A 13,044-nucleotide genomic window follows, 5' to 3' on the forward strand; every position below is an offset into this window, starting at 1 on the left:
ACAGGCAACTTCGCGATATCCTTGGCTGTAACCGCGGTAGCGGCACCTAGATTTTCTATTTTATTCTTCAGCGTACTTATTCCTGTTAATTCAACAGTTTACAATACATTCGACGTGTTTTGAATAGGAATGGTCAAGCGTACAATATCACCCTGATTTAAATTAAATCCCGAACGAACTTGTTCGCCATAACCTATATAAGTTACTTTGACGGTATAGGGACCACCTAAAGGCAACTCCTTAAAGTTGAAATCACCATTTGCATTGGTTGAGGTCTTCGTTGTGAAACCGGTCGATTCATTCCGTACTTCGATGGAAGCACCATGAACCCCTTTGTTGTTCTCGTCCGTAATCTTTCCGGAAAACCCCGCTTGGGTCGTTTGTGCGTACAACCCTGTTCAAAGTGCGATGGCACACGTTGTAAGAAGAAATTCTTTCATTTAGTTGTTGGTTGTGATAATGAAAGCAAAACTACATCGGAACTGTTAACAGGAGCTAAACGAAATATTATGAAATTATAAACAAAGCATTTCAACGTGTATATAAACAAAATGAAACTTCTTTAGGAAAAAAAGACAATACCGGAAAAGGCAACAAAAGTATTTTAAGATAGGGATAGAAATATCCCGATACTGCAAACATCATGATTTAGCAGACAGTAACAAAAAGAACGCAAACTGAAAATTCTTTCTGCCCAATAATATCACAAAAAAGTCAGCCGAAGCTGACTTTCTAATATAAAATTGTAAACTTAAAATCCAATGGATTAAAGTACTTGTAAAGGTCCCTAAAGAGGCTATCACCATATTTGACATAAAGCAAAGCGAAATTTTCAGAGCGCTCCTGCAGTCCTCCACCCGGAAAAAGCTTTTCCTTCACGTTATCAATATCCGTTAAAGCATGCTGATGGTTCCGCTTCTCAGCTTTCATCAGCTTTTTCTCCAAATTATTGATCGCTTTCTTTAACCGTGCTTTTACGGCTTCAGTGCTAGGACCCAAACTTGGATCTATTTTATGAGTTCTTAACCTTATCTTACCAAAAATGGCGTTCAGCTCCATCCATTCGTCATTGAGATTCAGTCGTTCTTTGGTATGACGTCGAACATACTCTTTTTTCAGCACTTCTGCCGGCCGAAAAATACTCTTAAATGTAAGATCAACACGAAACAACTTAGCTGCAACGTTGTCCTCGGTAATCATTGCTGAGTTACGAGGGATCAAAATTGGAAAATCTACCTGATATTGGTCAAAGTTGGATTTTAACTGCATCCAATAGACCATTTCGGCGCCACCGCCAATATAAGCAAGGTTGGGAAGTATAATTTCCTGATACATCGGCCGCATGACCACATTTGGACTGAAACGCTCTGGATAACACTCGATCTCCTGCTCCAGCTCTGCTTTGGTAAAATAAATATGCTGGTGCAATACTTCGTATCGGCCGTCAGCAGTCAGTACTAAACGCTCTCTAAATTCGTCCGTCAAATAAAAGAAATTAATCTCACGGGCATGCACTTGGGTAGAGAAACCATTTGATTCCAACTCTTCCGATCGCGCTGTTATTGCCTTAAAGCTTTTTTCAGAGAAGATATCTTCCTTAATAATTGGCTTGAACAGTTCCTTCAATTCCCGGTCATCTGCATCGACGATCAAAAGACCGTAAGACTTAAACAACTCATTGACCATATACCGTGTTGCATCTGCTAATCGATCATGGTTCAAATAGGCTTCTTCTACAATGCGTGTCAGCCTGGTCGAATTTTCGGAAAGCCCTAAAATATTGGTATACTGCTTCACAGCATCAACGATTGTTGCGGTATCCATTCGCCCCGTAGCAGAAACAGCAGGAGTATCCCAAGCAATTTTCTTACCGAAGACTCTGGTGTGGTTGATCTCTTCAAAATCATGATCTTCAGTTGCCATCCAATATACTGGAATAAACGTTTTATCAGGATGCTTGGCATGTAAATCTTCAGACAAACGTATTGCCGTCATGATTTTAAAAATAAAATATAAAGGCCCCGTAAAAATATTGAGCTGATGCCCAGTTGTAATGGTATAGGAATTTTGGTCGAGCAACAGTTCTATATTGGCCGCTACAGCAGGAGAATCCTTTAATAGTTCGCCATATTGTTTTTTAAGACGCTCAACAAGAATTTCCCTGTGTTCAAATTTCTTCTTTTCGTTCAATTGCTTTTCAAAACCAGCCCAGGTAGACCAATTCCCAACAAAAGGTTTTAAGGCTTCATCATGTGCCAAATAGGCTAATAAAGTCTTGGAGAAGCTATTTGTTTCACTATATTCAATATAAGTTGCCTTCATCTGCAAATTTTATTAATTATTCTCTATTCTTAATTGATAACGAAAATCCCCCAAAGCAACCTGACATGGCAGTGAATCTTTTCCGTTAATAGAACCTATTTTCAATTTCAATCAGAAGGCTGATTCATCCTGAAACTACAGGCTTTCTTGAATCTGATTTTAAACGGCTATAGATTGTTTAAAATGGGGATTGTACGTTTACAAATGTATCTAGTTTGCCCCGACAAAATAGTGAATTTTCACAAAAAGCTTGTCCCGCTTTTAAATTATATCATTTTACTGACAATTGCCTATAAACAAACGGGCCTCCTTTGACTAAGGGAGGCCCGTTTGTTTATATTATCATCTATAAGCTTTTATACTTATTTCCTTACAATCTCACCATATAGATCGAAATCTTCAGCTCGGTCGATTTTTACCTGAACAAAATCACCAATGCGTGCATAAGAATCTACCGCGGGAATCAAGACCTCATTGTCGACCTCCGGAGAATCGTATTCTGTCCGGCCAATAAAGTAATCGCCGTCTACCCGATCAACCAGTACTTTATAGGTATTACCGACTTTAGACTGATTGATATCGTACGAAATACCTTGCTGTATTTCCATGATGGCTTCCACCCGTCCTTCTTTTACTTCCTGTGGCACATCGTCCTCCAGAGAATGTGCGTGCGTCTTTTCTTCGTGAGAATAGGTAAAACACCCTAATCTGTCAAAACGGGTTTCTTCAACCCAATCCAACATCTCCTGAAAATCCTGTTCAGTTTCACCTGGATAACCACAAATTAATGTTGTACGCAAAGCGATATCTGGAACTTTGTCACGTATTGCGTTGACAAGATCAATCTGTTTCTGTTTTGTTGTACCTCTTCGCATAGACTTCAACATCGGATCAGATATATGTTGTAGTGGCATATCCAAGTAATTACAGATATTCGAACGTTCGTTCATTGCGTCCAAAATATCCATTGGGAAACCCGAAGGATAGGCATACTGCAGTCTGATCCATTCGATACCATCAACATCTGACAAATGGCGCATTAAATCAGAAAGATTGCGCTTTCCATAAATATCTAAGCCATAATAGGTCAGGTCTTGTGCAATCAGAATCAATTCTTTCGTGCCGTTCGACGCAAGAAATTTTGCCTCTTTGACAAGATCGTCAATGGATTTAGAAACGTGTTTACCACGCATCAGGGGAATTGCACAAAAAGAACATGGTCGGTTACAACCTTCAGCGATCTTAAAGTAAGAAAAATGCGAAGGTGTTGTCAATAAGCGCTCACCCAATAACTCGTGTCGATAATCAGCACCAATGGATGACAATAGCTCCGGTAAATCGTTCGTACCGAAAAAGGCATCAACATTGGGGATTTCAGCCTGTAACTCCGGCTTATATCGCTCAGAAAGACAACCTGTAACGATCACTTTGTTGATTTTACCCTGATCTTTTAGATCCGAATATTGTAAGATCGCATCAATTGATTCTTGTTTGGCATTATCAATAAAACCGCAGGTATTGATTACGACAATATCATTCGCTTGTATATTGGATGCTTCATGCACGACTTCCATCTGATTGCCCTTTAACTGGCCCATCAGGACTTCACTATCGTGAATATTTTTCGAACAGCCCAAGGTTACCACATTGACACGTGGTTTATTTATCAAAGGGGCTGGTTTCGCGTATTTTGTCTTCATATGATTAGACGGTAGACTCTATTTGAAAAGGGAGTCGACAAATTCCTTTTTGTTAAACAACTGAAGATCACCAATTTTCTCTCCTACACCAATATATTTCACCGGGATCTTAAATTGATCAGATATACCAATAACCACCCCGCCCTTCGCCGTTCCATCGAGTTTCGTCAATGCTAAAGCGTTCACATCGGTTGCCTGTGTAAATTGCGTACATTGCTCAATGGCGTTTTGCCCTGTTGATGCGTCCAAGACCAACAAGATTTCATGTGGTGCACCTGGAACAACCTTTTGCATAACATTCTTAATCTTCGTGAGCTCATTCATTAGCCCAACCTTATTGTGCAAACGGCCTGCGGTATCAATGATACACACATCTTCGCCATTTGCTACTGCCGATTTCACGGTATCATAAGCCACTGAAGCAGGATCCGAGCCCATGGCCTGAGCGACAACACGCACGCCAACACGCTCACCCCATAATTTAAGTTGATCAACAGCAGCCGCCCGAAAGGTATCCGCTGCCCCCAATACAACTTTGCTTCCAGCTTGTTTCAGCTGATGAGCCAGTTTGCCAATAGTCGTTGTCTTGCCAACCCCATTGACACCTACAACCATAATAACGTATGGTTTATGATCGCCATAATTGAAATTCTCGAAATCAGCACTATTGTTCTCTGCCAGTAGCGTTTGAATTTCTTCTTTCAGGAGATTGTTGAGCTCAGAAGTAGAAACGTACTTATCTCGGGCAACACGGGCCTGTATGCGATCAATGATTTTTAAGGTAGTCGTAACCCCAACATCAGAAGTAACCAAAACCTCTTCCAGATTATCCAGCACATCGTCATCTACTGTTGATTTACCAACGACAGCTTTTGTAATCTTGGAAAGAAAGCCTTCTTTTGTTTTTTCCAAACCTTTGTCTAAGGCCTGTTCTTCTTCTTGTGTTTGTGGTTTTTTCTTAAAAAAATCAAATAATCCCATGGAGTGTAGTAGTGAAAATTGATGTTCAAATATAAACAAATGTCCTCAACAAAAAAAGCCCTTTCGGTAGGATACCAAAACGGCTATTTTTATCGAATTCTTTTTAAAGAAAAACTTTAAAAAAGGAAAATGCTACTCGTTATTTTTGAGCTGCAGCAACGACGTCTTTCACTTTATCGTTGTGAACCATACCTTCTTTGAAAGTATACGCGCCAGTTTTTGCAGATTTAGTAGTAATAATAACCTTTGTAAATTCTTTACCGCCACCTTTTTGTAACGATGCAACTGCTTTCTTTGCCATGGTATATTAATATTTTACTTAGCCTCTCTTTCAAGTGCTAAGATGTGTGACTTACTTAATTTCTTTATGAACAGTAACTTTTCTCAATACTGGGTTGAATTTTTTCAATTCCAAACGCTCAGTTGTGTTCTTTTTGTTTTTAGTAGTGATGTAACGAGACATTCCCGGAAGACCACTTTCTTTGTGTTCAGTACATTCTAAGATAACTTGTACTCTATTTCCTTTTTTAGCCATTGTTTTACTTTATTTTGAATCCTATTATAGGATTGAAATTCATGAATAATCTTAATGTAACAGGCGCGACAATCAATTAGATTGACCCTTTAACGATAAATTTATTGATCGCTGCTGTAATCCCGTTCTTATTGATAGTCTTGATAGCAGAAGTAGATACTTTCAACGTAATCCAACGATCTTCTTCTGGAATGTAAAAACGTTTCGTTTGTAAATTTGGATAGAATTTACGTTTAGTTTTAACGTTTGAGTGAGAAACGTTATTTCCTGTTAACGCCGCTTTGCCTGTTAAATCACAAATTCTTGACATGATATTATTTTTTTGTTGTCTTTATTACAATATGTTAATCCTTTGCACTCTCTGCAAAGAGTTTGCAAATATCTATATTTTTTTTTGGATAAGCAACAAGATAATTGGAATTATTTTTAAAAATAGTTCTACACAGGAAGGGTAAGGGCAAAAATAAAGGATTTTATTGTATTATATTTGCTCTGTAAAGAAAAATAGTTTTCAACAATTCACATTTATGAACAAATATCTTCGCAAGGGCTTAAGGGAAATAATCATTGGTGTCGTACTTGTAATCTTAGGATATTACCTCATGGAACAACGCTCCAACTGGTATAAACTTGCTATGCTTGTCGGAGTTATTGTATTTAGTATCGGTGTCCTGACTTTGATCTATCGCATGATTCGTAAAGTAGACCGAAATGCCATTATGGAGATGCGCGAAGAATCGCATAAAAAAGAGAAAGAAGGAGATGCTGATCAAAACTAGGGGTATTGTCCTAAAAACAACCAACTATTCGGAGAGTAGCCTTGTTGCGCAGATATACACCGAACAGTTTGGTATGCAATCCTATCTCATCACGGGCGCAAGGAAGCCTAAAGCAAAGATCAAGGCCAATATTCTTCAACCCTTACATTTACTGGAAATTGTCGCTACACATAAAGATAATGGTTCTTTACAGCGGATCTCCGAAGCGCGTCAAGTCCCTGTCTTGCAAGAAATACCTTATGATATTGTTAAAAGCTCGCTCGCACTTTTTCTGAATGAAATACTCTATAAAATTCTGAAGGAACAAGAAAATGACGATTATCTTTTTGAATTCATCCATCAGTCTGTACGTTGGCTAGATGAAACGCATTTAAATCTGGCCAATTTCCATCTTGTTTTTTTAATCAAGCTAACCCGCTTTCTCGGGTTTTATCCCGCTGAATCAAAACAGGCCCACCCTTATTTTAATCTTCATGAAGCTACCTTCTCCGATAGCCTTCCTGAACACCCGCTTGTATTACAGGAACCACATACGTCAATTTTCAGAAATTTAATCGAATCCGAATATTCGAATTGTGACCGCATAAAAATGACCGCTTCTGATCGACAATTCCTGCTGGAAAAAGTGCTCGACTTCTATCGTCTCCACCGCACAAATTTTAAAGAAATAAAATCGCTCTATATACTCGAAGAAATATTTAGATAAGCTACGCACAGCTTTCTCCTTTGAAAGCGAATTCTATGCTGCCTTTAGATCCAAAACAGGCGGATGAACGCGGCTATTCTTTTGCGCAAGCGCAGCAACTGTAGCTCTTCCAAACACTTACCCTTTTATAATAATTGATCTCTCGGATAAATTCTTGGTACATTTATTGTAAAAAAATTGAAATAACATTTTGATTTACTAGAATCATTTTCACCTAAAAAAGTCTTAAAATATGGAACTTAAAGAAAACTTTTTAAAGGTTGTTCGAGACAACTATGCCAACTTTGAAGGAAGGGCTCGCCGTAAGGAATATTGGATGTTTTTCCTTGCAAATCTCATCATTAGCGCAATATTTGCAATACTTGGACAAATTGCAAGCTTATTTACGTATGTCTCAGGTTTAGTAAGTTTAGCTTTAATAATTCCTGGAATAGCCGTTACGGTCCGAAGATTACATGACACCAATAAATCAGGCTGGTTTATATTAGTTGCATTGATTCCATTTATTGGTTGGATCTACCTGCTTTACTTATTGGTACTGGAAGGCGACAAGGCTTCAAATCAATATGGTCCAGATCCCAAAGGGATGGAAAACGTAACAAATCATCCTTTTACTCAAAGCCAAGATCCCTTCGGTTCTTCTCGGCCACAGGACCCATTTGGAAGTTCACAACCATCAAATCCTACGCCACCAGCACCTGATAAAGATCCTTTTGCTTAGATGCTAACAGCATAAAAAAAGCTTTCACAATTGTGAAAGCTTTTTTTATATTATTTTGCTTCTTCTCTATACCACATCAATGGTCGTCAAAAGAAAATATTCGATAGCCTACAAACATGTATACGCTCGTCGAATGCAATCCAATAAAAAATTAATGTCTGTGTTTTTTCTTTTGTTGTCCCGGAGCAAAATCACGTGCCGACTGCTCACCATAGTATTTTTTAGCATGCCCAGGAGGCATTCTTTTCGGACCACGGCCATGACCATGGTGATGATGGGCAGAATAACAGGCCGACATGGATAGCGCAATAACAACAGACAGCCCCAATACTAGAATACGTTTCATCTTCACTAACTATTTTTAAATACCCTATTACAATTATCAGTCCAAATTATTTACTCAAGCAAGTAAACACGCCCTGTCGCAGAATATCCTTTTCTAAGAGCCAGATTTCCCATAAAATAAAAAAGCCCATGCTGTTCGCATAGGCCTTTTCACAATAAATATATCTTGAATCTAATTAGATAACTCTTACATTTACCGCATTAAGACCTTTACGGCCTTGTTCAACTTCGTAAGATACATTGTCATTCTCACGAACTTTGTCTACTAATCCAGAAACGTGAACAAAAATTTCGCTCTCGCCTGAGTTAGGGATGATGAAACCGAAACCTTTGGTCTCATTAAAGAATTTTACTTTACCTTCTTGCATGGCACTATATTATTAATTTCCCTAAAGGTAGAGAAATAAAATCAAAAATCTTAACCTTTTTATTTTTTTTATCCGTTAAACTTTTTCATAAACTTTGGCTCCAATCTTGTAGCAATGCGATAATGGCAATCGTATTATTATAAAAAGTTAAAGACGAAAAATATGAAAAAAATACTATTAGGACTAGCCTTTTTAGGTTTGATGACCCAAGTAAACGCGCAACAAATGGTTAATAAAGAATTTGTATCTACGGTAGGCCGTGCAGAAGAAGAAGTAACACCAGATATTATCTATATTGATGTTACCCTAAAAGAGTTTTATGAGAACGGTAACACGAAGAAAAAGGCCGCAATAGAAAAGCTAGAAAAAGATCTGTTCGATTCGGCGACAAAAGCGGGTGTAAAAAAAGAAGATTTTACCATCCAGAATATCTGGAGCTATAATGTTCCGGATAAAAAGAAAAAAGACACCGATATCTTGCTCTCCAGACAATACCGTATTAAGGTAACCAACTTGAACAATTTGGGCCAACTATTAGACGGTGTTGACAAAGCCGGTATCCAAAGCACCTATATTAGCGAATATGATTATTCAAAGAAAAAGGAGTTGGAAAAAAGTTTAAAAACCAAGGCGGTATTGGATGCAAAAGTCAATGCTCAAATTTTGGCAGAAGCCGCAGGCCAAAAAATTGGTAAAGCGATCGTATTATCTGAAACACCACAACAAATTATATTTGGCGTACAACCGATGATGCGTAATGCCATGTATAAAGGTGCTATGGCCGAAGCAGCAGACAGCGCTGGTGACAGTGGGTTAGATTTAAATATCAGACCGATGAAAGTTACGAGTGAAATCAGCGCTTCATTTGAGTTATTGTAATCATGCATAGGGAAAAAACTCCAGCAGATAAATTAAAACAAATTGACCAAGATTTCGGTTGGATTGACCGAATATCTTGGTTAATGGATAATCAATTCAAGATTGGAAACTTTCGCTTCGGACTTGATCCAGTCTTGAATCTCATCCCCTTAGGTGGCGCGATAGCGGGCTTCGGAACCTCTCTGGTTCTTGTCATAGCCATGTGGCGTAACGGCGCCAGTCCAAAATTAGTCATACGCATGTTACTCAATATCTCGATTGATGCTGTTTTGGGTAGCATTCCTTTCCTCGGAAACTTTTTTGATTTTTTTAGCAAGGCCAATGAAAAGAACATCAAATTATTACGACAACATTACTACGAAGGCAAGCATTCAGGCTCGGGTATCGGTATAATCATCAGTATTCTAACGGTCTTCTTCTTATTCATCGGTGTTACATTTTATCTTATCTGGACGTTGTTCTCTTGGGCATTCTCGCTATTGAATACCCTCGGATCCTAAATAAACCTCCTTGCTTCACCTATAGGGCAGAATCCTTCGCATTTCTCTTAAAACAGTTGCCCATATCTAATATCTATTTAATAATTTTGATCGCGATAGTCATCGTGTTATGACATCCAGAACTTAATCTCAAATTTAAAATGAGCAAAAAAAGAATATTTGCACTGATTTTGATCGTCATCATGCTGGCCGCAATTTTGACTAACCCAAGCAAAGAGGAACACGAAAAGGTTGTACGCGCGAAAGCTGAACAGCTATTGAAAAGCCAGCTTCATGCGAAAGATCAAGAGTTTTTCGGATTGGGGATGCAGCTCTTCGGAAATGACATCGTCGATAAATTTATCCAAAGTTCCGTTGTGGTCGACAACTACTATTTGTTTTCGCTAACCAAAATAAAATGGCAGGGTACAGAACAGATTATCGGTGGCGGAGCTTTTAAATACATCTGGCTGAGCCCAAAAATTGATGAAAAGGCCGACGAAATTATTGCTGCATTGAAAAAGATTTAACATGCCTTTAGAAATACTTTATCAAGACGAATCCATCGTTGCAATCAATAAACCACATGGACTATTGGTGCACCGATCTGCTATTGCGCGCGATGCTTCAGCGTTTGCCCTACAGCTCCTTCGGGACCAATTAGGAAAAACCGTTTATCCCGCACATCGTTTGGACAGGAAGACCGGAGGCATTCTGTTATTTTCATTAAATAAGGAGACGGACCAATACTTACAAAAAAGTTTTCAGGAGCGTAAGATCGACAAAAAATACCTCGCTGTTCTGAGGGGCTTCGCGCCAGCAGAAGGCCTGATTGACTATCCCTTAAAAAGGGACGATGGCACCGTTCAGGAAGCACAAACATCTTTTCGCTTACTTGCTCAAGGCGAGTTGGCCGTTCCCTTCGGAAAATTTCCGACAGCACGATACAGTCTCGTCGAAGCCAACCCAATTACGGGTCGTATGCATCAGTTACGTCGCCATTTTGCGCATATCTTTCATCCCATTATCGGCGATCGTCCGCACGGATGCAACAAACAAAACAAGTTCTGGAAAGAAGCCTACCAAATGGATACCATGCTATTGCATGCCTCGGAACTGACCTTTAAACATCCTTTATCGGGCGAAGACGTTCATATCAAAGCACCCCTACAACCCGATTTCATCCGGGTATTGGAAATATTAAACCTCAACGCGATATGTTAAAATTGATTCTCGAAGCCTTTATCAGCATATCCGGTATTACCGCAGCTTCTGGTATTGTCTATCAGGATAGGCAAATCCATATCGTTTCTGACAATAGCAATTATATCTACAGCTATAGTATCACAGACCAAAAGTTGTCTAAAACGGCACTACGGCAGTCTGATCCGATGGAAAATAGGGCTAAAGCAGCTAAAATGGATTTGGAATCGATCACTTTCGATGGAAGCCGCTATTATCTTTATGGCTCTGGTTCTACCCCAAACAGAAACACTCGTTTTATTTGGGACGGCAAAACAGTCCTTCAGGAAGACTACAGTAACATCTATTCTTCCTTAATGGAAAAATTCAATATTTCCAAAGAAGACTTCAATATTGAAGGCGTAGTTCATTTAAAAGATAAGATCTTATTTTTTAACCGGGGAAATGGCCCTAAAGGCATAAATGCCATTTTAGAGTATCATCCGCTTGCTGCCGAACAATCCCGCTGTATCCCGATTGAACTACCCAAGCTCAATGGCATCTCGACAGGTTTCTCAGATGCCACCCTGGTTGGAAATGAAATCTATTTTATTGCTACCGCCGAAAATGCAAAATCGACTTATCTGGATGGAGAGATCAGTGGTTCTCTTCTTGGAAAAATACCTTCCGATCTTTCCGGCAAACCCGAGACATTCGAAATTCCCGAAAAGCATAAATTTGAAGGAATCACATTGAAAGAGGAAACGGCCCAAGGCCTAATGTTCCTGCTATGTGAAGATACCGATAGCGAAGATGATTATATGACCATCTATTCGCTCCGGGTAAGCAATTAAATCGATTGTTCTAAAATGGATTCACAGTGAGGAATCACGTATATTTTATTAAATTTGTAGCTGATTAAAACTTAATTTTTATGTTAAAAAATACTGCCCTTTCGGAGACGCACATTGCTTTAGGAGCAAAAATGGTTCCCTTTGCAGGCTTCAACATGCCCGTACAATACACAGGCATCAATGATGAGCACGAAACAGTTCGCACAGGTGTAGGAGTTTTTGATGTAAGCCACATGGGTGAATTCATCCTAAAAGGGGAAAAAGCCCTGGATCTACTTCAAAAAATCTCTTCCAATGATGTGTCAAAATTATACGATGGCAAAGTTCAATATGCTTATATCCCCAATGAAACTGGCGGTGTAGTTGATGACTTCCTAACATACCGTATAGACGATAAGACATATTTTTTGGTTGTGAATGCGTCAAATATTGAGAAAGACTGGAACTGGATCTCCAAATACAATACAGCTGGTGTGGAGATGAAGAATATCTCTGATCAAACCTCCTTATTCGCGGTACAAGGTCCTAAGGCTGCAGATGCACTTCAATCGCTTACCGACATCGAATTAGCTCCAATGGAATACTATACCTTTGCAAAAGGTACATTTGCGGGCGTAGAGAATGTGTTGGTTTCTGCAACAGGATATACGGGAGCTGGAGGTTTTGAAATCTATGTGGCCAATGAAGATGCCCAAAAAGTATGGGATGCTATTTTCGAAGCCGGTAAAGCTTATGGAATCAAACCTATTGGTTTAGGTGCCCGTGATACTTTACGTCTAGAAATGGGTTTCTGCCTATACGGAAATGACATCGACGATAATACCTCTCCTTTAGAAGGCGGTTTAGGCTGGGTAACGAAGTTTACAAAAGACTTTGTGAATTCTGCGGCGCTTAAAGCGGAAAAAGAAGCTGGTCTAAAGAAAAAGCTCGTTGGTTTCGAAATGATTGACAGAGGCATTCCTCGTCATGATTACGAAATTGTTGATGCTGATGGAAATGTAATTGGACGTGTGACTTCAGGTACACAATCACCAACATTGAAAAAATCAATCGGTTTAGGTTATGTGGACACAGCCTTTTCAAAAGACGGCACCGAGATCTTCATTCTGATCCGTAATCAAAAAATAAAAGCAAAAGTAACAAAACCACCATTTGTGAAGTAATAAAAAAAGCCTGCTTAAAGCAGGCTTTTT

General features: G+C 39.1%; 18 protein-coding genes. 9 read left to right on the forward strand and 9 right to left on the reverse strand.

Translation table 11 applies throughout. The features are described from left to right. Nucleotides 1-98 precede the first annotated feature (98 nt). The 7 genes from B3E92_RS23525 to rpmB all read right to left on the reverse strand — a co-directional run bounded on the left by B3E92_RS23525 (nucleotide 99) and on the right by rpmB (nucleotide 5,848). The gene (locus tag B3E92_RS23525) at nucleotides 99-392 is read right to left on the reverse strand and encodes a carboxypeptidase-like regulatory domain-containing protein (protein ID WP_254667657.1); all 294 of its coding nucleotides are present in this window, start codon (nucleotides 390-392) and stop codon (nucleotides 99-101) included. A gap of 340 nt (nucleotides 393-732) precedes the next feature. Further along, nucleotides 733-2,322 (reverse strand): bacillithiol biosynthesis cysteine-adding enzyme BshC, encoded by a 1,590-nt coding sequence (bshC, locus tag B3E92_RS23530; RefSeq protein WP_286898469.1) that lies wholly within the window; start codon nucleotides 2,320-2,322, stop codon nucleotides 733-735. Between the two features lie 362 nt (nucleotides 2,323-2,684). After that, nucleotides 2,685-4,022 carry a 30S ribosomal protein S12 methylthiotransferase RimO gene (gene rimO / locus B3E92_RS23535; protein ID WP_070562563.1) on the reverse strand — a complete coding sequence of 446 codons (1,338 nt, stop codon included), beginning with the start codon at nucleotides 4,020-4,022 and terminating at the stop codon, nucleotides 2,685-2,687. An 18-nt stretch (nucleotides 4,023-4,040) separates the two neighbouring features. Next, on the reverse strand, nucleotides 4,041-5,003 hold the full coding sequence (ftsY, locus tag B3E92_RS23540) for a signal recognition particle-docking protein FtsY (protein WP_046672598.1): 963 nt from the start codon (nucleotides 5,001-5,003) through the stop codon (nucleotides 4,041-4,043). A gap of 139 nt (nucleotides 5,004-5,142) precedes the next feature. Further along, the gene (locus B3E92_RS23545) at nucleotides 5,143-5,304 is read right to left on the reverse strand and encodes a DUF4295 domain-containing protein (protein ID WP_070562566.1); all 162 of its coding nucleotides are present in this window, start codon (nucleotides 5,302-5,304) and stop codon (nucleotides 5,143-5,145) included. A 51-nt stretch (nucleotides 5,305-5,355) separates the two neighbouring features. Beyond that, the gene (gene rpmG / locus B3E92_RS23550; protein WP_002998409.1) at nucleotides 5,356-5,538 is read right to left on the reverse strand and encodes a 50S ribosomal protein L33; all 183 of its coding nucleotides are present in this window, start codon (nucleotides 5,536-5,538) and stop codon (nucleotides 5,356-5,358) included. Between the two features lie 76 nt (nucleotides 5,539-5,614). Then, nucleotides 5,615-5,848, reverse strand: a complete 234-nt coding sequence (rpmB, locus tag B3E92_RS23555; RefSeq protein ID WP_046672597.1) for a 50S ribosomal protein L28 — start codon at nucleotides 5,846-5,848, stop codon at nucleotides 5,615-5,617. Nucleotides 5,849-6,065: 217 nt separating this feature from the next. On the opposite strand from rpmB, the gene B3E92_RS23560 reads away from it, so the two are divergent. From B3E92_RS23560 to B3E92_RS23570, 3 genes are all read left to right on the forward strand, one after another. Continuing rightward, nucleotides 6,066-6,317 (forward strand): hypothetical protein, encoded by a 252-nt coding sequence (locus tag B3E92_RS23560; protein WP_046672596.1) that lies wholly within the window; start codon nucleotides 6,066-6,068, stop codon nucleotides 6,315-6,317. Further along, nucleotides 6,301-7,023, forward strand: a complete 723-nt coding sequence (gene recO / locus B3E92_RS23565; protein ID WP_070562569.1) for a DNA repair protein RecO — start codon at nucleotides 6,301-6,303, stop codon at nucleotides 7,021-7,023. Before B3E92_RS23560 ends, recO begins: the two co-directional genes overlap by 17 nt. Nucleotides 7,024-7,255: 232 nt before the next feature. Further along, the gene (locus B3E92_RS23570; RefSeq protein WP_070562574.1) at nucleotides 7,256-7,744 is read left to right on the forward strand and encodes a DUF805 domain-containing protein; all 489 of its coding nucleotides are present in this window, start codon (nucleotides 7,256-7,258) and stop codon (nucleotides 7,742-7,744) included. A 151-nt stretch (nucleotides 7,745-7,895) separates the two neighbouring features. Here the strand turns inward: B3E92_RS23570 and B3E92_RS23575 are convergent, their stop codons facing one another. Next, entirely contained in the window at nucleotides 7,896-8,090 is a 195-nt protein-coding gene (locus tag B3E92_RS23575; RefSeq protein ID WP_046672594.1) for a hypothetical protein, read from the reverse strand. 175 nt (nucleotides 8,091-8,265) lie between these two features. Further along, a complete protein-coding gene (locus B3E92_RS23580; RefSeq protein WP_046672593.1) occupies nucleotides 8,266-8,457 on the reverse strand; it encodes a cold-shock protein in 192 nt (63 codons plus the stop codon). Between the two features lie 162 nt (nucleotides 8,458-8,619). Between B3E92_RS23580 and B3E92_RS23585 the strand changes: the two genes are divergently transcribed. The 6 genes from B3E92_RS23585 (at nucleotide 8,620) to gcvT (ending at nucleotide 13,014) form a co-directional block, all read left to right on the forward strand. After that, nucleotides 8,620-9,336, forward strand: coding sequence for an SIMPL domain-containing protein (locus tag B3E92_RS23585; protein WP_046672592.1), 717 nt, complete (start codon nucleotides 8,620-8,622; stop codon nucleotides 9,334-9,336). Between the two features lie 2 nt (nucleotides 9,337-9,338). Then, a complete protein-coding gene (locus B3E92_RS23590; RefSeq protein ID WP_070562577.1) occupies nucleotides 9,339-9,836 on the forward strand; it encodes a DUF4112 domain-containing protein in 498 nt (165 codons plus the stop codon). Between the two features lie 140 nt (nucleotides 9,837-9,976). After that, complete coding sequence (locus B3E92_RS23595) at nucleotides 9,977-10,345, forward strand: DUF4359 domain-containing protein (protein WP_070562579.1); 369 nt, start codon at nucleotides 9,977-9,979, stop codon at nucleotides 10,343-10,345. Nucleotide 10,346: 1 nt separating this feature from the next. Continuing rightward, complete coding sequence (locus tag B3E92_RS23600; protein ID WP_070562582.1) at nucleotides 10,347-11,039, forward strand: pseudouridine synthase; 693 nt, start codon at nucleotides 10,347-10,349, stop codon at nucleotides 11,037-11,039. Next, the gene (locus B3E92_RS23605; RefSeq protein ID WP_046672588.1) at nucleotides 11,033-11,851 is read left to right on the forward strand and encodes a DUF6929 family protein; all 819 of its coding nucleotides are present in this window, start codon (nucleotides 11,033-11,035) and stop codon (nucleotides 11,849-11,851) included. The genes B3E92_RS23600 and B3E92_RS23605 overlap by 7 nt, the downstream gene beginning before the upstream one ends. A gap of 80 nt (nucleotides 11,852-11,931) precedes the next feature. Then, on the forward strand, nucleotides 11,932-13,014 hold the full coding sequence (gene gcvT, locus B3E92_RS23610) for a glycine cleavage system aminomethyltransferase GcvT (protein WP_070562585.1): 1,083 nt from the start codon (nucleotides 11,932-11,934) through the stop codon (nucleotides 13,012-13,014). Nucleotides 13,015-13,044: the final 30 nt, after the last annotated feature.

The sequence above is a fragment of the Sphingobacterium sp. UBA6317 genome (genome assembly GCF_002440385.1).
Classification (GTDB): Bacteria; Bacteroidota; Bacteroidia; order Sphingobacteriales; family Sphingobacteriaceae; genus Sphingobacterium; species Sphingobacterium multivorum.

Coding starts and splice junctions, on each gene's coding strand:
- bshC (WP_286898469.1), bottom strand. CDS start 2,322: ATGAAGGCAACTTATATTGAATATAGTGAAACAAATAGCTTCTCCAAG.
- rimO (WP_070562563.1), bottom strand. CDS start 4,022: ATGAAGACAAAATACGCGAAACCAGCCCCTTTGATAAATAAACCACGT.
- ftsY (WP_046672598.1), bottom strand. CDS start 5,003: ATGGGATTATTTGATTTTTTTAAGAAAAAACCACAAACACAAGAAGAA.
- B3E92_RS23545 (WP_070562566.1), bottom strand. CDS start 5,304: ATGGCAAAGAAAGCAGTTGCATCGTTACAAAAAGGTGGCGGTAAAGAA.
- rpmG (WP_002998409.1), bottom strand. CDS start 5,538: ATGGCTAAAAAAGGAAATAGAGTACAAGTTATCTTAGAATGTACTGAA.
- rpmB (WP_046672597.1), bottom strand. CDS start 5,848: ATGTCAAGAATTTGTGATTTAACAGGCAAAGCGGCGTTAACAGGAAAT.
- B3E92_RS23560 (WP_046672596.1), top strand. CDS start 6,066: ATGAACAAATATCTTCGCAAGGGCTTAAGGGAAATAATCATTGGTGTC.
- recO (WP_070562569.1), top strand. CDS start 6,301: ATGCTGATCAAAACTAGGGGTATTGTCCTAAAAACAACCAACTATTCG.
- B3E92_RS23570 (WP_070562574.1), top strand. CDS start 7,256: ATGGAACTTAAAGAAAACTTTTTAAAGGTTGTTCGAGACAACTATGCC.
- B3E92_RS23575 (WP_046672594.1), bottom strand. CDS start 8,090: ATGAAACGTATTCTAGTATTGGGGCTGTCTGTTGTTATTGCGCTATCC.
- B3E92_RS23580 (WP_046672593.1), bottom strand. CDS start 8,457: ATGCAAGAAGGTAAAGTAAAATTCTTTAATGAGACCAAAGGTTTCGGT.
- B3E92_RS23585 (WP_046672592.1), top strand. CDS start 8,620: ATGAAAAAAATACTATTAGGACTAGCCTTTTTAGGTTTGATGACCCAA.
- B3E92_RS23590 (WP_070562577.1), top strand. CDS start 9,339: ATGCATAGGGAAAAAACTCCAGCAGATAAATTAAAACAAATTGACCAA.
- B3E92_RS23595 (WP_070562579.1), top strand. CDS start 9,977: ATGAGCAAAAAAAGAATATTTGCACTGATTTTGATCGTCATCATGCTG.
- B3E92_RS23600 (WP_070562582.1), top strand. CDS start 10,347: ATGCCTTTAGAAATACTTTATCAAGACGAATCCATCGTTGCAATCAAT.
- B3E92_RS23605 (WP_046672588.1), top strand. CDS start 11,033: ATGTTAAAATTGATTCTCGAAGCCTTTATCAGCATATCCGGTATTACC.
- gcvT (WP_070562585.1), top strand. CDS start 11,932: ATGTTAAAAAATACTGCCCTTTCGGAGACGCACATTGCTTTAGGAGCA.